This is a genomic window from Acetobacter sp. (assembly GCF_047723915.1).
In the GTDB taxonomy this organism is placed as follows: Bacteria; Pseudomonadota; Alphaproteobacteria; order Acetobacterales; family Acetobacteraceae; genus Acetobacter.
Genome location: NZ_JBDOBQ010000005.1, coordinates 65,362 through 84,865, shown reverse-complemented (window position 1 = coordinate 84,865; position 19,504 = coordinate 65,362). Strand labels below are relative to the sequence as shown.

The 19,504-nt window shown below is 62.8% G+C and carries 16 protein-coding genes; 4 read left to right on the top strand and 12 right to left on the bottom strand.

Going from position 1 to position 19,504, the window contains the following annotated elements; all coding sequences use genetic code 11:
* Positions 1–32: 32 nt before the first annotated feature.
* Both fliM and ABF990_RS04985 read left to right on the top strand, forming a co-directional pair.
* The gene (fliM, locus tag ABF990_RS04990; protein ID WP_415499890.1) at positions 33–1,199 is read left to right on the top strand and encodes a flagellar motor switch protein FliM; all 1,167 of its coding nucleotides are present in this window, start codon (positions 33–35) and stop codon (positions 1,197–1,199) included.
* Positions 1,200–1,268: 69 nt separating this feature from the next.
* On the top strand, positions 1,269–1,985 hold the full coding sequence (locus tag ABF990_RS04985) for a DUF6468 domain-containing protein (protein ID WP_415499891.1): 717 nt from the start codon (positions 1,269–1,271) through the stop codon (positions 1,983–1,985).
* Between the two features lie 283 nt (positions 1,986–2,268).
* On the opposite strand, the gene ABF990_RS04980 is transcribed toward ABF990_RS04985, so the two are convergent.
* The 4 genes from ABF990_RS04980 to ABF990_RS04965 form a co-directional block, all read right to left on the bottom strand.
* Positions 2,269–2,787, bottom strand: coding sequence for a hypothetical protein (locus ABF990_RS04980; RefSeq protein ID WP_415506487.1), 519 nt, complete (start codon positions 2,785–2,787; stop codon positions 2,269–2,271).
* A 111-nt stretch (positions 2,788–2,898) separates the two neighbouring features.
* A complete protein-coding gene (locus ABF990_RS04975) occupies positions 2,899–3,426 on the bottom strand; it encodes a hypothetical protein (RefSeq protein ID WP_415499893.1) in 528 nt (175 codons plus the stop codon).
* On the bottom strand, positions 3,423–3,863 hold the full coding sequence (locus ABF990_RS04970) for a rod-binding protein (RefSeq protein ID WP_415499894.1): 441 nt from the start codon (positions 3,861–3,863) through the stop codon (positions 3,423–3,425). The genes ABF990_RS04975 and ABF990_RS04970 overlap by 4 nt, the downstream gene beginning before the upstream one ends.
* A 7-nt stretch (positions 3,864–3,870) precedes the next feature.
* Positions 3,871–5,094, bottom strand: a complete 1,224-nt coding sequence (locus ABF990_RS04965; protein WP_415499895.1) for a flagellar basal body P-ring protein FlgI — start codon at positions 5,092–5,094, stop codon at positions 3,871–3,873.
* Between the two features lie 370 nt (positions 5,095–5,464).
* Here ABF990_RS04965 and ABF990_RS04960 point away from each other — a divergent pair, with 370 nt between their 5' ends.
* Positions 5,465–6,373: a transglycosylase SLT domain-containing protein gene (locus tag ABF990_RS04960; RefSeq protein WP_415499896.1), complete on the top strand. Its 909-nt coding sequence runs from the start codon at positions 5,465–5,467 to the stop codon at positions 6,371–6,373.
* A 172-nt stretch (positions 6,374–6,545) separates the two neighbouring features.
* On the opposite strand, the gene ABF990_RS04955 is transcribed toward ABF990_RS04960, so the two are convergent.
* Positions 6,546–8,165 carry a glycosyltransferase family 9 protein gene (locus ABF990_RS04955; RefSeq protein ID WP_415499897.1) on the bottom strand — a complete coding sequence of 540 codons (1,620 nt, stop codon included), beginning with the start codon at positions 8,163–8,165 and terminating at the stop codon, positions 6,546–6,548.
* A 473-nt stretch (positions 8,166–8,638) separates the two neighbouring features.
* Between ABF990_RS04955 and flhA the strand changes: the two genes are divergently transcribed.
* Positions 8,639–10,672 carry a flagellar biosynthesis protein FlhA gene (gene flhA, locus ABF990_RS04950; protein ID WP_415499922.1) on the top strand — a complete coding sequence of 678 codons (2,034 nt, stop codon included), beginning with the start codon at positions 8,639–8,641 and terminating at the stop codon, positions 10,670–10,672.
* A gap of 242 nt (positions 10,673–10,914) precedes the next feature.
* Here the strand turns inward: flhA and ABF990_RS04945 are convergent, their stop codons facing one another.
* From ABF990_RS04945 to ABF990_RS04915, 7 genes are all read right to left on the bottom strand, one after another.
* Positions 10,915–12,273 (bottom strand): ammonium transporter, encoded by a 1,359-nt coding sequence (locus ABF990_RS04945; protein ID WP_415499898.1) that lies wholly within the window; start codon positions 12,271–12,273, stop codon positions 10,915–10,917.
* Between the two features lie 148 nt (positions 12,274–12,421).
* The gene (locus tag ABF990_RS04940; protein WP_415499899.1) at positions 12,422–13,300 is read right to left on the bottom strand and encodes a bifunctional 5,10-methylenetetrahydrofolate dehydrogenase/5,10-methenyltetrahydrofolate cyclohydrolase; all 879 of its coding nucleotides are present in this window, start codon (positions 13,298–13,300) and stop codon (positions 12,422–12,424) included.
* 19 nt (positions 13,301–13,319) lie between these two features.
* On the bottom strand, positions 13,320–14,198 hold the full coding sequence (gene purU / locus ABF990_RS04935) for a formyltetrahydrofolate deformylase (protein ID WP_415499900.1): 879 nt from the start codon (positions 14,196–14,198) through the stop codon (positions 13,320–13,322).
* A gap of 53 nt (positions 14,199–14,251) precedes the next feature.
* A complete protein-coding gene (locus ABF990_RS04930; protein ID WP_415499901.1) occupies positions 14,252–14,884 on the bottom strand; it encodes a sarcosine oxidase subunit gamma in 633 nt (210 codons plus the stop codon).
* Positions 14,877–17,900 carry a sarcosine oxidase subunit alpha family protein gene (locus ABF990_RS04925; protein WP_415499902.1) on the bottom strand — a complete coding sequence of 1,008 codons (3,024 nt, stop codon included), beginning with the start codon at positions 17,898–17,900 and terminating at the stop codon, positions 14,877–14,879. Before ABF990_RS04925 ends, ABF990_RS04930 begins: the two co-directional genes overlap by 8 nt.
* Positions 17,897–18,193 (bottom strand): sarcosine oxidase subunit delta, encoded by a 297-nt coding sequence (locus tag ABF990_RS04920; protein ID WP_415499903.1) that lies wholly within the window; start codon positions 18,191–18,193, stop codon positions 17,897–17,899. The genes ABF990_RS04925 and ABF990_RS04920 overlap by 4 nt, the downstream gene beginning before the upstream one ends.
* A 7-nt stretch (positions 18,194–18,200) precedes the next feature.
* Positions 18,201–19,460 carry a sarcosine oxidase subunit beta family protein gene (locus tag ABF990_RS04915; protein WP_415499904.1) on the bottom strand — a complete coding sequence of 420 codons (1,260 nt, stop codon included), beginning with the start codon at positions 19,458–19,460 and terminating at the stop codon, positions 18,201–18,203.
* Between the last annotated feature and the right edge of the window lie 44 nt (positions 19,461–19,504).

Here is a 19,504-nt window from a genome sequence, read left to right as displayed (position 1 = left end):
CGCGCCAGATCGGGAAATATTGCGGAAACGACATGCAAAGTACAGACGACAGGACAGATGATGCCGAACACGACGCCGACGCGCATTCGCCGGCGGATGCGGCCCATGACGACACCATTACAGCACCCCACAGCCCTGCCGGGCATGAGAATGATATGATGAGCGGGCACGTCCTGGACCAATCCGAGATCGACAGCCTGCTGGGCAATACCTTTGCCGGACTTCCCACCAAGGAAGAAACCGGCATGGAGCGCGTGATCAAGGCGGGGTTTGTGGCGTACGAACGCCTGCCCATGCTCGAGATCGTCTTTGACCGGCTGGTGCGGCTGCTTTCGTCCACCCTGCGCAGCTTTACGAACGACAATGTCGAGATCACCATGGAGAGCATGCGCTCCATGTGTTTTGGCGACTACATGAACGCCGTGCCGTCATCCTCCCTGTTCGCGGTTTTCAAGGCCATGCAATGGGAAAACTACGGCCTTCTGGTCGTGGATTCCTCGCTGTCCTATTCCATTATCGATATTCTCATGGGCGGGCCGCGCGGCACCGGCCATGTCGGGACGGAAACACGGCCACATACCGCCATCGAACGCGCGCTGATCGAAAAGCTGATCGTGCTGACACTGAACGACCTGTCGGCCGCGTTCAGCCCCGTCTGTGCGATCGACCTGTCGTTTGAGCGACTTGAAGTCAGTTCACGCTTTGCCGCAATCGCCCGCGCGTCGAACGCGGTGGTCATGACCAAGCTCCATATCGATATGGAAGACCGCAGCGGCAATCTTGACCTGATCATCCCCTACGCGACGCTTGAGCCTGTGCGCGACCAGCTGTCACAGCAGTTCATGGGCGAGCGGTTCGGTCGGGATTCCATCTGGGAAAGCCATCTCATTTCCGAAATTCTGGAAACGGATGTCGAAGTCTCCGCTGTGTTCGAGGAAAAGACCGTTGCCCTTTCCGAGGTCCTGAACCTTAAACCGGGCATGCAGATCACCTTTCCCCACCAGACGGGAACACCCCTGCATGTCAGGTTGCAATGCGGCCATACCCAGCTTTTCGAAGGTCGACTGGGGCAGCTCCATGGCAAGGCCGCCGTCAAGGTGGAAAGAAGACTTGTCCCCGCGGACAGCCCGCACAACCATACCGCGCCCGCAACCGCACCCGCGCCATCCGTACCCGACGCCCCTGCGGGCAAAGCCTAAAAGCACCCGCTTACCGTATTATAACCGGCCCGCTACGGCAGGCGGACCAGACTGGAGACCTTCAGGCAGATGCTGACACAGATTCAGATGATCATAGAGATCGTTCTGTCGTTCTTCCTGCTTTTGGGAATAATCTATAGTTTTTACCTCGGCCGCATTCTGTCCAATCTCAAACGGGACCGCGCAAGCCTGCTGGCTCTGGTCGAGAAACTGGAAAGCAGCGTAAAAAGTGCTGAGGAAGGGGTTGAAAAACTCCGTGTCGCGGGAGAAGTCAGCGGCCGCCCGCTCAGCCGCATGATCGAGCAGGCCAAGATGGCCGGGGTGGAACTCGACAGCGTTGTCAGCAAGGCGGACGCGACAGCCGACCGGATCGAAGCACTGGTCACCCAGTTGCCGTCGCAGGAAAAGCGGCTTGGCAACCTGATCGATCGGGCCAGTGCGATCCGGATCACACTGATCAAGGAAGCCGAGACCCTTCTGGCCGAAGCCGGGCCTGAAAGCGCCGACAACCAGCAGGACACCAACGCCCCGGCCGAGGACGACAGGACACGTCCCACCCCTCCGCAGACCGGGCATGGCGCGGCAGGCGCTGGGTCCGCGAACCCGCAGGCGCTTGCAACCGCCGACAAAACGGCTCTCTCCAACGCTCCCCTGCGCAAGGAACCCAGTATGCAGATGCTGGAAAAAAACTTTCTGGCCCGCACGGATGAGACAGAGCCCTCCACAGCGCCAATCCTCAAAGTCAGCAACTCATCCGGTCGGTCCAGAAACCGGGGCCGCCGCTAAGCCCGACCGAACGCTCTGGACATCATGGCCGCGAAAGACCCGGCCCTGAACAATGCTCGCAATACGCCCCCCAACGGCAGGGCCGCGCATGGTACCGGTACTTTTCGCTGCTTTGGGCAGAAGATGTCTGTTTAAAAAGCCGGGCTGACCGGATTTGCCCGGTCCTTGCAGATCAAGACCCAGGCAAACAGCGGTGACAGAGCATTTTTCAGGGCTATGGGCTGACCCACCTACTACACAACCTGGCCCTGCGCACCCTCGCTCCCCACGCGGCAGATGCCGCCTACCAGTACCCACCCGTGACATGCCTGGGCTGGCTGGGCCCCGGGTCCGCGGCGGATGACCAGGCGCTCCAGTCCCATGCGGCTGTATCACGCCTGTTTTCGGCCTCCATCTCGGGCATTTCGGGCACGGCAGAAACCACCTTTTTCCTGACCATGACCGTATCTATGCTTTGCAGGGCCCTGTAGGCGTTTTCCGACCCCATATAGACACAGCCGCACCCAATGGGGTCAGCGTAAAGATAGACCGGCCCCACGGAAGAGGGCCGGTACGTGACCATACCCGGCGGGAGCGTGTTCATCATGGCGTAGCGCGCTGTGGTATCAGCGGCATGTGCGATAAACCCGGCCTGCGCCAGTTTTCTGCCTTCGTCCAGATAGGGTTTTGCGGGTGGGGTGCAGCCAGCAAGTGCTACGCACAACGCCAGAGCCGCCCCCGCTCCTGCAAGACCCGGCACCCTGGCCATCCCGCCAGAAAAACGCTCATGTGCACGCAACTGACAGTTCTCCATGCCGGACATTAGACCGCTCTGCTTCGATGGACAGGCCCAGGCACCGTCAGGCCGGAAAAACGGACCGCCCGGGCCGTGACAGGTATAATCCCCGCGACCCCTGTCACAGGCGCCGCGTTATCAGACGTCACTACGCAGTGCCAGCGCACCATGGGCCTGAGTGTCCATGGTATACCGGCCCGACGCGCCGTAACCCGTCCCCGCATCCTGCACCGCGTCGACAACAATCAGCTTGAGCAGAGCGTTTTGGGTGTCGATGGCGTTTCTGAGCAGGACACGGTTCCTGCTTGCCAGATCCGCAAAACGGCGGGCGGCATCGTTTAATTTTGGCGAGCGGGCCAAAGCCGGTGAAGATGACGGCGCAAGCGCGTCCTGCGGGTTCCCGACGGCTGCAACTGCGACATCAACGTCCGGCGTACCCGTACCTGCAACCGTCCCGCGCCCTTCCGGCTGGGAGACAGGCGCGGCAGTATCCGCCGCCAGGGCATGCTCGAGTTTTTCCATATGCTGCTGCTTGGCTTTCAGCAGGGCTACGGCCTCGGACAGTTTTCCGTCCACCAGCAGGCTGTTCTCTTTCTCGATCACCTGACATGCATCGTCGAAGCAGCGCAGAAGCCGGGCAGACGCCTTATCCAGATCCCTGCTCATGACTGGACCTGCGAGACGGCGTTTGTCTGGTCCTGCGACTGGGGTGCCGATTGAATAGTCGACTGGACATTCGACTGGGAATTCGATTGGGCGCGCATGCGCACCGGCGAGGATGCCTGGGCCTGCTCCTGCATTTTCAGCATCTGGGTATAGAGCGTGTCAGCCATACCGATACCGCCGTTATGCGCGATCTGCTTGCCCAGTTCCGTGACCTGCAGGGAACGGAACTGCTTTTCCGCATCGCCCCCACCGAACACATCATCCGAGTTGTCCACGGTGTCGAACATGGGTTGCAGCAGTTCGCCTATGGTCATGCCCTCAAATTCGACGGCCGCCTTGCGGGCCTGTTCCATCTGGCTCGCGCTCAGCCCCGAGGACTGCGCGCCCTCAGCCTTGACCGCGGCGGAAAGAGAGGAGGTGACACTGTCTATGCTCATGCTCTTGCTACCTTACCTCAAGATCGGCCTGGAGTGCGCCATCGGCCTTGATGGCCTGGAGAATACCGATCATGTCGCGTGGACCCATGCCCAGCGCGTTCATGCCCGATACAAGGCTGGCCAGTGTCGGCCCTTCGCGCAGGATACCCAGACGGTGCGAATTATCCGTACTGGCATTGATCTGGGTTCTGGGCAGCACAACGGTCGTACCATTGGAAAACGGCCCGGGTTGCGAGGCAACCGGGGTTTCCGTCACCTGAATGGTCAGGTTGCCCTGGGCAATGGCCACGGTACTGATACGGACATTATCACCCATGACGATGGTGCCGCTGGCTTCATCCACAATGACCTTGGCCATGGTATCGGGCTCGACCCTCAGATCGCCAATACGGTAGAGCATCTGTGCCGCGTCGCGCCCGGACAGGTCCACTGCGATGGTGCGCGGGTCGTCCACGCGGGCAATCCCCCGGAGGATGGAACGGTTCACGGCGTCTGCAATGCGACTGGCCGTGGTGAAGTTGGGGTTATGCAAAGACAGGTGAATGACACCGTTCGACCCCAGCACCACCGGCACCTCACGCTCGACCACCGCCCCGTTGGCAATATGCCCGCTTGTGGGAATATTCTGCGTGACAGTACCGCCAGCCCCACCCGCCGAAAAAGCATTCGTCACCAGCGATCCCTGGGCCACGGCGTACACTTCACCATCGGCCGCCTGGAGCGGCGTGACAAGCAGGGTGCCGCCGGCAAGATCACGCGCGTCACCCACGGCTGAAACCGTAACGTCAATCCGCCCGCCCCCGTGCGAGAACGGCGGCAGGGTTGCCGTTACCATGACAGCGGCCACGTCATGGGTCTGGAGCTGGATTTCGCGGTCGCGAATGTTCACGCCCAGCCGGTTGAGCATGCCGATCAGCGTTTCACGCGTGAAGATGGTGTTGGTCAGACGATCGCCCGTACCCCGCAGGCCGACCACAAGACCGTAGCCGACAAGCTGGTTGTCCCGCACGCCTTCGTAATCGACGATATCCTTGATCCTGACGGGAGCGGCCCTGGCGGTATGGATACCACTCAGGCCTGCCAGCAGGCACACCGTCACAAGCAGGGCAAAGGCCCGGCGTGCAAGACAGGCCCCGACGGCGCGACCGACACGGATACTCCTGACATTGCGACCCGCACCCGGCAGGCCATGGCAACGCCGATCAGTACTCGCCTTGAGGCGATTCCTCATAAACAGACTACCCTTGCGTTCTCGCTGCATGGTCTGGGAACCACGCCACACCCTGTGTGCAGGATACGCCGACTGGCCCTGACATTCAATGCTCATGGCCATGCGGATCGCACCGCGCGGCCCGTACCGCCCGCAAAAGACGCGGGCCACGACAATAAGGCATATTCAGGATCATATGGAATTTGGTATGGAACATGGCGACAGACCTCTCCCATGGAGTGGCACCCCCGGGCCCGGCTCAGTCGAACAGCCCCGAACAGGCCGCCTCCAAGGCAGGATAATGACGACCATGACCGGCAAACCCCACTGGGCGGCGCAATGACCCGGCTCCACCCCATGTTGCATGATATGCCACACGGCTGAACGCGCGATGTCGTTTTCACCCTTCCCCCGCCGGGCCGGACCTCTGGGTCTGCTTGCTGTGCTGGCAATACCCATGCCGCAGGCTGTCGCCCGCTCGCCCGACGCGGAACTCTGTATTGCCGCGACCGCACAGGCCGAACGGGCCATGCACATTCCCGACGGATTTCTGGCGGCCATGAGCCGGGTAGAAAGCGGCAGGCCCGACGGCGGCGTGGTGTCCCCTTGGCCGTGGACCATCACGGCCGAAGGGGTCGGCCATTACTACGCCACCCGGCGCGACGCGCTGGACGCCGTGGAACTGTTCCACCTGCAGGGCATTTACTCGCTCGATATCGGCTGCATGCAGGTCAACCTGCAACAGCACCCCGATGCGTTTTCATCGCTCGACCAGGCGTTCGACCCCACGCGAAATGCCCTGTACGCCGGGAATTTCCTGCTTCAGCTACATAACAAGATGGGAAGCTGGCCGCGCGCCGCAGCGGCCTATCATTCGCAGACACCGGGTATCGGCACACCATACCAGTGGAAAGTACTGGAGGCATGGGCGGTGCCGCAGGACGGACGCGCCCTGCCGGACCCGCGCGCGAAAGACCACTCCCCCTTCGGCATGATGCCGCAGCACATGCCCACGAACACACTCCCCCCGACCCAGGCACCACGCCTTGCGCGGGCCATGCCGGCCAACGCCCCGCAGACGCAGAACCCGGTCATGGTAGCGCAGGCCCCCAGCGGAGCCGCAGCCGCACCCGTCATGCCGCCAAGAATGTTCCGCCCCTTTACGGGCACGCGCCATTACACCGAACCCGTCGCCCGTCGTCCCGTTACGGAAGGCACCCATGGGCGCACCCTGGCCTCTTACCGCGCCAACCCGGTGCAGCGGCCTGTCATCCCGCCTGTCCGGCAGGACGATGAATAAGCTCGAACCAGTCCAGACGACGGATACCCGGCCCAGAGCAGCCTGCTGCGGAACTCTCCGGGCTGCCTGACGCCACACATAAAACCCGGCTCCGAACCGGCGCGGGTCAGCAAAGCGGTATTCCTCCCGGCTGCGCGAGACGCGCCAGCCGGGAAAGCGCACAGATTTTATTTCAGTGACCGGCCTCGGTTTTCTTCCAGTCCGCCACCCATTGCTGCAGGGCCGCCCCAACTTTCTTGAGAACGGGCACAAACGATTTTTCCTGCGAGCGGAAAATACGCATGGTGGGGTACCAGGCCGAGGTCTCGCCCTCATCTCCCCAGCGCCAGCAGGCATCCCAACGGCTTACAAGCCACACCGGCCGACCCAGCGCCCCGGCAAGATGCACGGGAGATGTATCGACCGAAATAATCAGGTCCAGATTTTCCATGATGGCGGCCGTATCGGCAAAATCCCGCACATCCCCCATGAGGTCGAACACTGCCTGGCCATCCCAGCGTGCAAGCTCGCTTCGCGGAAAACCAAGCTGAAGATTGACCAGCGTAGCATCGACCGGGCTCAGGGCGGCACCCATGTCTGCCAGACTGGTCGAGCGCCGCATATCCGTCAGCACGTCCGATGATTTCAGGCGCCTGTCCCCCGCCCAGACAAGCCCGATCCGCGGCCTTGCGGGCGGCAGGACTGTCGCGAATCTTGCAATATCCTGCGCGTCCGCCCGCAGATAGGGCACATGCGCGGGAATATCCTGCTCGGTCTTCACGCCAGCCAGATACGGCAGATCCGGAATGGGGGTGGCACAGTCATAGGTCGCTGTTTCGTCAATATCCTCAAGGGCGACCACATTCAGATCGGGAAAGGACATGCGGAGCAGACGCACGAGTGTACGGAACACAACGACGGTAACCTCGGCCCCCTGCTCGTGCAAAAAAGAGACCGAGCGGATGAACTGCAACGTATCCCCGAAACCCTGTTCCTGAAAAACAAGGATTTTCCTGCCCGCCACTCTGTCACCCAGGTGCAGGCGCGGCAGGGCCAGCACCCAGTCCGGCATGTTTTTGGCCGCAAGTTCACGCCTGAAACTTTGCGCCCAGCCTTCCCCCAGTCGCCCGGACTTGAGCAGCGCAAAACCATGACCGATAACAAGAGCGGACATGCCAGGGTCGATTTCCATCCCCCTCCGGTACCATTCGATCGCCTGTTCGGACTTGCCAAGACGGATAAGCGCACAGGCCATGTTGTTCATGAGCGCGCCTGTCGCTGGGCCCTGCTCCAGCCAGTATGTCAGAATTTTCAGAGCTTCAAGCTGATATCCCGCATCCATGAGGGAGACAGAAACATGCTCGCACAGATTCACGCGTTTTTTTGGATATTTATTGATAAGATCAATAAAAAGCTGCATGCTGGCATTGACGTCGCCCGTAACCAGCAACGTGTCAGCCAGCCACATCGCGGCCTCCAGGTTCTGGGGCTCCCGCAGCACCACATTGCGCAGAAGTTTGACAACGATGTCATGACGGGCCGTATGCTTGACGATCAGGGCCGCAGCCACAAGACAGAGCGCAGTATCTTCCAGGTTCTTGGACACCACCTGCAGAAGAAGACGCAAAGCGTCGAGATGCTGCTCTTTAACAAAAAGAGGATCACAGACCTGAACCAGTTTCTGCGTCGTCGGGGCCTGTAGCAGGTCGGCTTGTGCAGCGTCGATGTCACCATCCGGCAGCCGTCCCGCATCTGCCTGAGCAGCCGGTATCGCCTGTGTGTCCTGCATTTCGCTTTCCGTGGTTGGCGCCATATCCTGCGTCAAAGCCCTGCCCCCTGTTTTTTACCTGCCGCACCATGGCGTCGGCCCTCAAACCACCTGACCTGCCGCACACCACTGCATCACGCACCTGCGCGGTATCGCAAGAGGCAAGTCGCCATGCCTGTCCGCTTATCGGTCATTTTCTTTCCTTGCTCAACGGTGGTGATACCAGTAATTTCGCGCTCGAATGGCTGGCCGCAGGCATGGCCAGCCCGCAGCACGCCCGACATCCGCCTTGCCCGACAGACAGCGGTGGAACGCCGCGCAACTAAAGACGCATGACCAGGAAGGAAGCGTGGTTCTTGAATACGGCTGAAGGCACATCAGGCAAAAAGCCGGGCGGCGGAAAGCTCGCTGAAACCACGGCTATGGCCCGGGGCAAGATTTCATCCGCGTCACGCAGCCTGACACAGTCGGCCGATACGCTGCGCGCGGGCGGATGGAAAAACGTGTCATGGCGCGGCATGCTGCCCGGCACCGACGTGGGCCTTGCCCTTGGCGTGCTGCTGCTGCTGTCCATCCTGATCGTGCCGCTGCCGACCTTTATCCTGGATCTGGGGCTTTCGCTCTCCATCACGTCCTCTGTCCTTGTCCTGATGGTGGCGCTTTTTCTCGAACGCCCGCTCGATTTTACGTCTTTCCCCACCCTGCTGCTGCTGACCACGCTGCTGCGACTGTCGCTCGAAATCGCGACGACACGCCTCATTCTCAGCCATGGCAGCGAGGGAACCTACGCCGCCGGCCATGTTGTGGCCGCCTTCGGCGGGTTCCTGATGGGGGGCGATGTCGTGATCGGCGGGATCGTGTTCAGTATCCTGCTGGTGGTGAATTTCATGGTCATCACCAAAGGGTCGGGCCGTATCGCCGAAGTGGCGGCGCGCTTCTTCCTGGATTCCATGCCCGGCAAGCAGATGGCGATCGATTCAGACCTGTCGACGGGCGCGATCAACGACCGCACCGCCCGCCAGAAGCGCAAGGATCTGGAGGACGAAAGCACGTTCTACGGCGCGATGGACGGCGCGGCCAAGTTTGTCCGTGGTGACGCCATAGCCAGTATCATCATCACCGGCATCAATATCGTGGGCGGGCTTGCCATCGGTGTCCTGCGCCACGGCATGCCGGTCAGCGAAGCCGCCAATACATTCACCACCCTGACAGTGGGCGACGGGCTGGTCTCGCAAATCCCCGCCCTGCTGGTCTCGACTGCCGCGGGTATCGTGGTGACAAAGGGCGGCACGGACGGATCTGCCGACGTCACACTGGTGCGCCAGTTGAGCGGCAACCCCAAGCCCCTGGCCCTGGCGGCCACGCTTTCAGCCATTTTCGCCCTTATGCCCGGCCTGCCGGCCCTGCCCTTCCTGCTGATTGCCGCCGCCGCCGGAACCGGTGCATGGATGCGGCATAAAACCCCGACCCAGGATACGGACGGCGATGTCACAGCCGTTGCCACGCAACCGGCCGCACCCTCCATTGCCGATGTGCTCAAGCTCGACCTGTTGCGGCTGGAACTGGGCTTTGGCCTTCTGCCCTTGACCAGCGGCGACGATTCGCAACTGACCGAGCAGATCAAGGCGCTGCGCCGGAGTGTTGCCACGGAAATGGGTTTCGTAACACCGCCCGTGCGCATTCAGGACAACATTCTCCTGCCCTCGGACAAATACGTCATCAAGCTAAAGGAAATCGAGATTGGCGCGGGGGAAGTCAAACCCGGACGGCTGATGGCCATGAGCCCGGCCGGCATGGCCCCGCCCCTGCCGGGCGACAAGACCACGGAACCAGCTTTCGGGCTGCCCGCCGTATGGATCGACCCGTCGCTGAAAGCCAAGGCCGTGGCGCTGAAATGCACGGTGGTGGACCCCGCCAGCGTTATCGTGACGCATCTGAGCGAACTGGTGCGCCAGAACCTGCCCGACCTGCTGACCTACGTGGCAACCCAGTCGCTGCTGGACGACCTGCCCCGCGACCAGCAGAAACTGGTCAACGATCTCATTCCCTCCCAGGTCACGCTCAGCACCGTGCAGCGTATTCTGCAATCGCTGCTGGCCGAACGGGTTTCCATCCGCGATCTGCCGACCATTCTGGAAAGTATTCAGGAAGCCGCGGGCCTGGGGCTGCGCGGCGTACAGGCGCTGACAGCCCATGTGCGGGTACGCCTGTCGCGCCAGATCTGCAACGCGCTTGTCGGGCCTGCGGGATATATTCCCATGATCACGCTTTCGGCGGAATGGGAGTCGGAATTCATCTCGCACATGACCGGCCCGGCTGAAGAACGCCGTCTGGCCATGCCGCCCTCGATGCTGAACCAGTTTGTCGTCAAACTGCGCGATGTGTTCAATACCGTTTCCACCAACGGGGAAATGCCAGTCGTTGTGGTCTCGACCCCTGTGCGGGATTCCATGTACGCCATTGTAGAACGCGTGCGCCCTGCCGTATCCGTTCTTGCACAATCCGAAATCTATCCGCGCGCACGGATCAAGACAGTCGCAACCATTACCTGAGACGCAACACCCACACCGCGACAGAACTGTCTTTCAGGAACCCGTATCCAAAACCAACCTGCAAAACATTCCACGGCTTTCTGCAAGTCTCTGGTGAATTTTTTCAAAAAAACCTGAAGAACACGGAATTTTTTAAAAAATCCACCATCCAGAAAAATTTCTGCTCTTTTCCGGTCCACTATTTTCTCACACGTCTCTGCGGTCTTCCGGCAAATAGGCACGGCCTATGCGGCACAACCCTGTCAGCCGAACAGGGCTTCGTCATCTCCGCCAAAAGCGTTCAAGCGGTAGGCCATTTCACCATGGCAGGGCAGGTCGAGACCTGTTTCCTCCACATCCTCTGCCACGCGCAGGCCGCCTGTCAGGGCCGCGACCTTCATGGCGATAACGGTCGCCACAGCCGACACCACAATGCTGAACCCCATGATGAAAACCTGAACGCCCATCTGCGAAACCAGTGTGCGGCCGTGCTCGTAACCGACACCGCCCAGCACAGGCCATGCAAAAACCGTTGTCAGCACCCCACCCACGATCGCACCCACGCCGTGAATACCAAAAACATCGAAAGCGTCGTCATAACCGAACCGGAGCTTGAGCGTATCCACCGCCCAGATACACGCCCCGCTGGTCAGCACACCCACCGCAATGGACCCTGCGGGGCTGACAAAACCGCAGGCCGGCGTAATACCGACCAGACCGGCCACCGCCCCCGAAACTATGCCGAAAGTGCTGGGCCGCCCACGGTGCAGCCATTCCATGACCATCCACCCCAGCGCACCGCCAACCCCGCCCAGCATGGTATTGACCACCAGTTCGATCGCATGGCCGCTGACCGCGTAATCGCAGCCGCCGCAAAAGGCCAGCCAGCCGACAAACAGCATGCAGCCGCCGGTATAGGTCATGGTCATGTCGTGCGGGGCCATGACCACGGTGCCCAAGCCACGACGCCGCCCGATCATGATGGAGGCCACAAGAGCCGCGACACCCGCGTTCATGTGCACGACATTCCCGCCCGCGAAGTCCTGCACACCCCAACCGGCCACCCAGCCGCCACCCCATGCCATATGGGCCATGGGCACGTAGTCGATCAGGAACCACACGCCCAGAAAGACCAGCACGGCGGCAAAACGCATGCGTTCGGCAAACGCGCCCACGATAATGGGTGGAGTAATGGCCGCGAACAGCGCCATGAAGAGGTAATACAGATATTCCGGCAGCACACCCACCGCGGTCTGCGGGGTCACTCCATGCAGCAGAATCTTGTGCAGCCCGCCAATAACCGGCTGGTACGGCCCCACGCTGAACGTGAGGGAATAGCCGATAACGGTCCAGAGCAGGATAACCAGACAGGCCCCCGCGAACACCTGCGTCAGCACAGACAGCACGTTCTTGCTGCGTGCCATGCCGCCGTAAAACAGGGCCAGCCCCGGCAGCATCATCAGCATGACAAACAGGCAGCACGTAGCGATATAAGCGGTATCTGCCAGCCCGTAAGCGGGGGCTGACACCACGGAATCCTGCGCAAAAGTCGGAACAGGGGCAAGCAGGGCAGCCATGGCGGCTGTCACCGGTAACAGGAGGGCGGTCTTCTGTCCTGACATGCAGCGTTTCCTATTCCGTTTCGATTCCAGATTACACGACAATCTGATTCGCGAAACGAAAGAGATACACCCCGCAAGGCCTGGCATGACCGCATTCCCGGCCCCCGTGCCGCAGCGTCGGGCCTGCCCGCCGCCGAAGCATGACCCGCTACGTGGCCGCAGCCGCCTTGCGGGCCGCCTGAAGCGTATTTTGCAACAGGCAGGCAATCGTCATGGGGCCGACCCCACCGGGCACGGGGGTAATGGCCCCGACATGGGGAAAAACCTCATCGAAGGCGACATCCCCCACAATGCGCGCACCTGCGGGTGTGTCCACACGGTTGATGCCGACATCGATCACGATCGCGCCGGGCTTGACCCAGTCGCCCCGTACCAGACCCGCACGGCCCGCCGCCACAATAAGAATATCCGCCCGCCGGGCCTCAGCCGCCACGTCACGCGTGCGCAGGTGGGTCATGGTAACGGTGCAGCCTTCCTGCTGGAGCAGGCGCGCCATGGGCCGCCCGACAATATTGGAACAGCCGATCACCACCGCCTGCTGCCCCGCAAGGTCGGGCCGCACGGACTTGATCAGCATCAGGCAGCCAAGAGGCGTGCAGGGAATGAACCCGTCACGCCGCCCCACCGCCAGCCGACCGGCATTGACGATATGAAAACCGTCCACGTCCTTTTCGGGGCTGATGGCGTCCAGCACCGCGTCGCGCCGGATCTGCTGGGGCACGGGCAACTGGACCAGAATGCCATGTACCGACGGATCGGCGTTCAGGGTGGCGATCAGGGCCAGCAGTTCGGCCTCGGACGTATCGCCCGGCAGGTGGTGCGCCACAGAGCGCATGCCCGCCTGTTCCGTGGCCCGGACCTTGTTGCGGACGTAAACGGCGCTGGCCGGGTCTTCCCCCACCATGACCACCGCCAGAGTAGGCACAACTCCGGTCCGGGCGTGCAGTGCCACAGCCTGTTCATGCAGGTCGTGGCGCAGGCGCCGGGCGAATGCCTTGCCGTCTATCAGTTTTTCATCTGCACGCATGAGAACAAACCCTTCGTTCTCAGGAGACGAAAACGATGGTCTTGCCGCCGTTCAGGATCGTGCGCATCTCGACATGGTAGCGCACGGCCCGTGACAGCACGCGACGTTCGATGTCACGCCCCTTGCGGATCAGGTCTTCGGGGCTGTCGGCGTGGGAAATACGCTCGACATCCTGCTCGATGATCGGCCCTTCATCCAGGTCGCGGGTGACGTAATGCGCCGTGGCGCCAATCAGCTTTACACCGCGGTCATAAGCCTGGTGGTACGGCCGCGCACCCTTGAAGCCGGGCAGGAAGGAATGATGGATGTTGATGCACCGCCCCGAAAGGGCTGCCGCCATCTCGTTGGAAAGGATCTGCATATAGCGCGCCAGCACCACCAGATCGGCCCCGCTTTTTTCCACCACGTCCAGAATCCGCGCCTCCTGCTCGGGCTTGGTATCCCTGGTGATGGGCAGGTAATGGAACGGAATACCGTAGAAATCGATATCCTTGTAGGTATCCAGCGGATGGTTGGCGATAATGCCCACGGGGTCGATGGGCAGTTCGCCAATCCGCCAGCGGTACAGCAGGTCCATCAGGCAATGGTCGAACTTGGACACCATGATGATGACCTTGGGCCGATAGGACTGGCAGTTGAGCTGGTATTCCATCTGGAATTCCGTTGCCACCTCGTCCACCAGCGCGCGTATTTCCGCTTCATTCGCCTTGCCGGTCACGATATCGAACATGATACGCATGAAAAAGCTGCCGCTTCCCATATCGTCATATTGCTGGGCTTCGGTAATGTTCGCACCCGCATTGTACAGAGGCTGGCTGAGTGCCGCCACAATACCCGGGCGGTTGGGGCAACTCAGCGTAAGAATATAACCCTTTGCGGTAGGGGACAGTGTCGTCATGCGATGAAATCCGATTGTTTAAGATGTGAAAGGCTGCGGAAGGGACGGGTCGGTCAGGCTGACCGACCTCCGGTACCGCCTCCCAGCCCGGTCATGGCGACGTGCAGATCATGGAACAGACTGGCCGCGAAACCGCGAAACACCAGAATTTCGCAGGCTTCGGGCTGATCGTCCAGACAGCGCAGAATAACCGGGATATGCCCTGCCAGCGTCAGGGCGACATCTCCCGCCCCGAACGCCTGCGGGTGCAGGTCCACGGGCACAAGGCGGGACAGGACCTCCCGCGTGCCGGGCCCCGACAGGCGCAGGACGGTGCGGCTGTCGCCCTGCGCGCTCAGTGCGCAGACAGCCCCGCACGACGCCTGCAACCGCGCCATGAGCCCCTGCCCGGCCGACGGCCCGGATGCTACCCCGGATGCAGCCTCGGCCGGAGCCAGCGCCAGCCATTGCGCCGGGCCGCACCACAGGAACGTCACCAGCCCGTCGGCCGAGGTCACGGCTTTTGGAGTCTGGGGCAGGTCCACCCCGAAGGCGTCGCGCACGCTGGCCAGCAGCGTGTCCCGCCGCGGGCCGGAAAACGCACCCAGACTTGCCGCCTCGGCCAGAGGGACCATGGCAAGCCGCACCCCATGCGCACTGACAGTCTCGGCGGTAATCGGTGCGGCGGCATAAAGCGTGTCAGCCATGCAAACGCTCTCCCTCGGGATCGACAAAAACAGGGGATACGACACGGGCGTTCACGACAGTGCCTGCAAGCGGATTGTGCACGGCAACCGTCTCACCCAGCCGGGCGGGGCCATTGGTCAGAAAGCCAAGTGCGATCCATGACCCGACCGTGGGCGACCACGCGGCGGAGGAAATCCACCCCTGGTCGGCCTCCGCACTGGCGGTGGCACCTTGCGGTAGCAGGTGCGCGCCCGCTGCCAGCACGTCGGTCGCGCGCAGGGGTTGCAGCCCCACCAGCGTAGGCCGGGCCGGATCGGTCAGCACCGGGCGCTGCGCCATGGTGCGGCCGATAAAGTCCTTTTTCGTGGACAGCATGCGGCCCATGCCCAGGTCGTGGGCGGTGGTCTGCCCGTTCAGTTCCGGGCCGGCGGGGTGGCCTTTTTCAATACGCAGCACACCCAGCGCCTCGGTCCCGTACGGGGCTATGCCGTAAGGAGCACCCACCTGCATCAGCCGCTCGGCCATGGCTGCCCCGTACCGCGCGGGCACGGCCAGTTCGTATGCGAGTTCGCCGGAGAAGGAGAGACGGAACAGCCGCGCCTCCTGCCCGCCGCAGACCGTGACCGCGGCCGCCCCCATGTAGCCGAACGCCTCGTTCGACAGGTCGAACGCAGGATCGACGATCTGGCGCAGCACATCGCGCGATTTCGGCCCCGCGACTGCGATCTGCGCCCATTCGTCGGTCACGGAAATGAACTGCACTTCCAGTTCCGGCCAGAGCCACTGGTGGCAGAATTCCAGATGCGCCATGACCCCGCCCGCATTGGCGGTGGTGGTGGTCATGACGTAATGGGTCTCACCCAGCCGCGCGGTGGTGCCGTCATCATAGGCAAAACCGTCCTCACGCAGCATCAGACCGTAACGGGCCCGGCCCACGGGCAGTTTTTTCCAGGCGTTGACGTAAACGCGTTCGAGAAACTCCGCCGCATCCGGTCCCTGGATATCGATCTTGCCAAGGGTCGTCACGTCACAGAAGCCCACGGCCTCACGCACCGTGCGTACCTCGCGGTTGACCGTTTCCTGCCAGTCTTTCTCACCCGCGCGGGGGTACCACTGCGCCCGTTGCCACAGCCCGTTGGCCGTGAACACCGCCCCCTGCTCCACCGCCCACTGATGGGTGGGGGGCAGGCGTTCGGGTTTGAAATGGCGGCCACGATGCGCACCGGCCAGCGCGCCAATGGCCACAGGCTGCGTGGGCGGGCGGATCAGTGTGGTGCCGGTCCGGGCAATGCTGCGTTCGGTGATTTCGGCCATCAGGGCCAGAGCGTTGACGTTGGACGTCTTGCCCTGGTCGGTCGCCATGCCCAGCGTGGTGTAGCGCTTGAGGTGCTCGACCGAGACAAAACCTTCCCGCGCGGCAAGGCCGATATCCTTGGCGGTCACATCGTTCTGGAAATCGACGAACGCCTTGCCCTTCCTGGCCGCAGCCACACCCTTGAGCGCATGGAACAGGGCGTGGATCGCATAAGATGTGGGTTCGGCACGGGGCAGGTCAGGCAGAGCAGCCTCGAACCCGCAGGTGGCCGCTGCCTCCTGCCCGGCCTGCGCGCCCTGCGCCAGCGCCCCGGCGGTGTCGAACATACCGGCTGCGGCCCCCACCACCACCATGCCCGGCGGCAAGGCGCTGGGTACGAAAGCGCAGATATCCTCCCGGTAGTCGGGGCGGGCACCCTGATGTGTTGTCAGCGCGATATTGGGCGACCAGCCACCCGACATGGCCACCAGATCGCACGGGATGCTGCGCGCCTGCCCGGCGGCATCGCGCACCAGCACCGACCTGACCCCCATGCGGCCATAGGTATCGGCAATGGACGCACCCGCAAAAAACGGTGCGCCGCAGTCCCGTGCCACCTGTGCGCCTGCCCCCGTGCCTTCGGGGCGGGAATCGACAATGGCTGCGACCTTCACACCCACGCGGTTCAGGTCCTGTGCGGTGCGCAGCCCGTCATCGTTGCAGGTATAGACCACGGCCCGGCGGCCCGGTGCGACGCCAAAGCGGTTCACATAGGTCCGCACGGCCCCGGCCAGCATCACACCCGGCCGGTCATTGTTGGGGAACACCACGGGCCGTTCGATCGCACCCGTGGCCACCACGCAGCGGCGGGCCACAATGCGCCACAGCCTCTGGCGGGCCTCGCCCTCGGCCGGAACGGGCTTATGGTCGGCCACGCGTTCGAGCACACCATAGGTGCCACCGTCATAGGTGCCGAACACGCAGGAGCGCGTCATGACCCGTACTTCGGGCATGGCGGCCAGAACCTGACTGGCCTGGGCCACCCAGTCTGTCGCCGGTGCGCCGTCCAGTGTCGTGTGCTCGGCCCGCAGGCGACCGCCCGGAAGGCTGTCCTCCTCGCACAGGATGACACGCGCACCCGCGCGGCCCGCCGCCAGAGCCGCAGCAAGGCCAGCCGGACCGCTGCCGACGACCAGAACATCGCAGAACGCGGTGGCTTTTTCGTAGTGGTCGGGATCGGCCTCGTCCGCAGCGCGACCCAGCCCGGCCGCACGGCGGATGGCGGGTTCGTACACTTTTTCCCAGAAGGACGCAGGCCACATGAAGGTCTTGTAATAGAACCCCGCCCCCAGCACGGAGGACAGCAGGCCGTTCATGCCAAGCGCGTCAAACGCCAGGCTGGGCCAGCGGTTCTGGCTGCGCGCCACAAGCCCGTCGAACAGTTCGGCCACCGTGGCGCGGGTGTTGGGTTCGCGACGCGCACCGTCGCGCAGTTCCACCAGCGCATTGGGCTCCTCCGGCCCGGCGGAAAGAATACCGCGTGGGCGATGGTATTTGAACGACCGCCCGGCAAGGTGGATACCGTGCGCAAGCAGGGCCGAGGCCAGCGTATCACCCGGGTGGCCGTTCAGCGTGCGGCCATCGAAAGTGAAGGTGATCACCCGGTCGGCATCAACGCCGTTGCCGCGTGCGACACGCATGGGCTGGGCACCCGCGCCGGGGTGTGGGGCCACGCCGCTCATGCCGCACCGTCCGCACGTTCGGCCAGCGCCACAGCGCGGGCGGACCGCACGGTCTCGACCCGGTGGGTGCGTGTATCGCGCGTGACCACCAGCCAGGACCGGCAGCCCACGCCGTGGTACCAAAGCTCGTCATGCAGCCCGGCGGGATTGTCCCGCAGGTAGACATAATCGGTCCAGGCCTGCGCGTCGGTCTGGAGAGTGGTGGTGGCAGCAGGGCGGCGCACCGTGGCATCGCCCCGATAGGTGAATTCCTCGAGCCCGCGAGAGCCGCAGAAAGGACAGGTCAGACGCATGGAAACCTCAATGCAGGTTGGGCTGTGCGCCCATGCCTTTTTCGTCAATCACGGCGCCACGGGCAAAGCGGTCCAGCCTGAAGGCGACCGCCACCGGGTGCGGTTCGTCCCGCGCCAGAAGATGCGCGAAGCACAGGCCCGATGCCGGCGTGGCCTTGAACCCGCCGTAACACCAGCCCGCGTTCAGGTACAACCCGTCCACCGGCGTATGGTCGATAATGGGGCTGCCATCCATGGACATATCCATCAACCCGCCCCAGTGCCGCAGCAGGCGCACCCGGCCGATACGCGGCATAAGCGCCATGCCGCCCTCGCACACATCCTCGATCACGGGCAGGTTGCCGCGCTGCGCGTAGGAATTGTAGCCGTCGATATCGCCACCGAACACAAGCCCGCCCTTGTCGGACTGGCTGATATAGAAATGCCCCGCCCCAAAGGTTACGACACAGTCGATGAACGGCTTGAGCCCTTCGCTGACGAAAGCCTGCAACACATGGCTTTCGATCGGCAGGCGCAGCCCGGCCATGGCCGCCACGCGGGAGGAGTTGCCCGCGCACGCCAGACCGACCTTGCCCGCCCCGATAAACCCGCGCGAGGTTTCCACCCCCACGGCACGCCCGTGCTCGATACGCAGGCCCGTGACTTCGCAGTTCTCGATAATATCCACGCCAAGCCGGTCGGCGGCGCGCGCATAGCCCCAGGCCACGGCGTCGTGCCGGACCGTGCCGCCACGCGGTTGCAGCAACCCGCCCTTGATGGGAAAGCGCGCGTCATCGAAATTCAGGAACGGCAGTTTTTCACGCACGGCGCGGGCGTCCAGCAGTTCGGCATCCACCCCGTGCAGGCGCATGCCGTTACCACGCCGGATATAGGCGTTACGCTGGGCGTCGTTATGGAACAGGTTCAACACGCCGCGCTGGCTGACCATGGCGTTGTAGTTGATGTCCTGTTCCAGCCCTTCCCACAGCTTCATGGAACATTCGTAAAACGGCTCGTTCCCGGGCAGCAGGTAGTTGGAGCGGACAATGGTGGTATTGCGCCCCACATTGCCCCCGCCGATCCAGCCTTTTTCCACCACGGCGATGCGCTGCCCGCCATAGCGCCGGGCCAGATAATAGGCGGTTGCAAGGCCATGGCCGCCACCGCCGACGATAATATAGTCGTACCGCGCAGCAGGGGCCGCCTTGCGCCAGGCCGGTTTCCAGCCTGTGTTGCCACGCCAGGCTTCGCGCAGCAGCGAGAAAAGGGAGTAACGATCGGTTTGCATGGTTAATCCGCTCTGTAATCCTGATTGTCATCTAAGGGCCGATC

Coding starts and splice junctions, on each gene's coding strand:
- fliM (WP_415499890.1), top strand. CDS start 33: ATGCAAAGTACAGACGACAGGACAGATGATGCCGAACACGACGCCGAC.
- ABF990_RS04985 (WP_415499891.1), top strand. CDS start 1,269: ATGCTGACACAGATTCAGATGATCATAGAGATCGTTCTGTCGTTCTTC.
- ABF990_RS04980 (WP_415506487.1), bottom strand. CDS start 2,787: ATGTCCGGCATGGAGAACTGTCAGTTGCGTGCACATGAGCGTTTTTCT.
- ABF990_RS04975 (WP_415499893.1), bottom strand. CDS start 3,426: ATGAGCAGGGATCTGGATAAGGCGTCTGCCCGGCTTCTGCGCTGCTTC.
- ABF990_RS04970 (WP_415499894.1), bottom strand. CDS start 3,863: ATGAGCATAGACAGTGTCACCTCCTCTCTTTCCGCCGCGGTCAAGGCT.
- ABF990_RS04965 (WP_415499895.1), bottom strand. CDS start 5,094: ATGAGGAATCGCCTCAAGGCGAGTACTGATCGGCGTTGCCATGGCCTG.
- ABF990_RS04960 (WP_415499896.1), top strand. CDS start 5,465: ATGTCGTTTTCACCCTTCCCCCGCCGGGCCGGACCTCTGGGTCTGCTT.
- ABF990_RS04955 (WP_415499897.1), bottom strand. CDS start 8,165: ATGGCGCCAACCACGGAAAGCGAAATGCAGGACACACAGGCGATACCG.
- flhA (WP_415499922.1), top strand. CDS start 8,639: ATGCTGCCCGGCACCGACGTGGGCCTTGCCCTTGGCGTGCTGCTGCTG.
- ABF990_RS04945 (WP_415499898.1), bottom strand. CDS start 12,273: ATGTCAGGACAGAAGACCGCCCTCCTGTTACCGGTGACAGCCGCCATG.
- ABF990_RS04940 (WP_415499899.1), bottom strand. CDS start 13,300: ATGCGTGCAGATGAAAAACTGATAGACGGCAAGGCATTCGCCCGGCGC.
- purU (WP_415499900.1), bottom strand. CDS start 14,198: ATGACGACACTGTCCCCTACCGCAAAGGGTTATATTCTTACGCTGAGT.
- ABF990_RS04930 (WP_415499901.1), bottom strand. CDS start 14,884: ATGGCTGACACGCTTTATGCCGCCGCACCGATTACCGCCGAGACTGTC.
- ABF990_RS04925 (WP_415499902.1), bottom strand. CDS start 17,900: ATGAGCGGCGTGGCCCCACACCCCGGCGCGGGTGCCCAGCCCATGCGT.
- ABF990_RS04920 (WP_415499903.1), bottom strand. CDS start 18,193: ATGCGTCTGACCTGTCCTTTCTGCGGCTCTCGCGGGCTCGAGGAATTC.
- ABF990_RS04915 (WP_415499904.1), bottom strand. CDS start 19,460: ATGCAAACCGATCGTTACTCCCTTTTCTCGCTGCTGCGCGAAGCCTGG.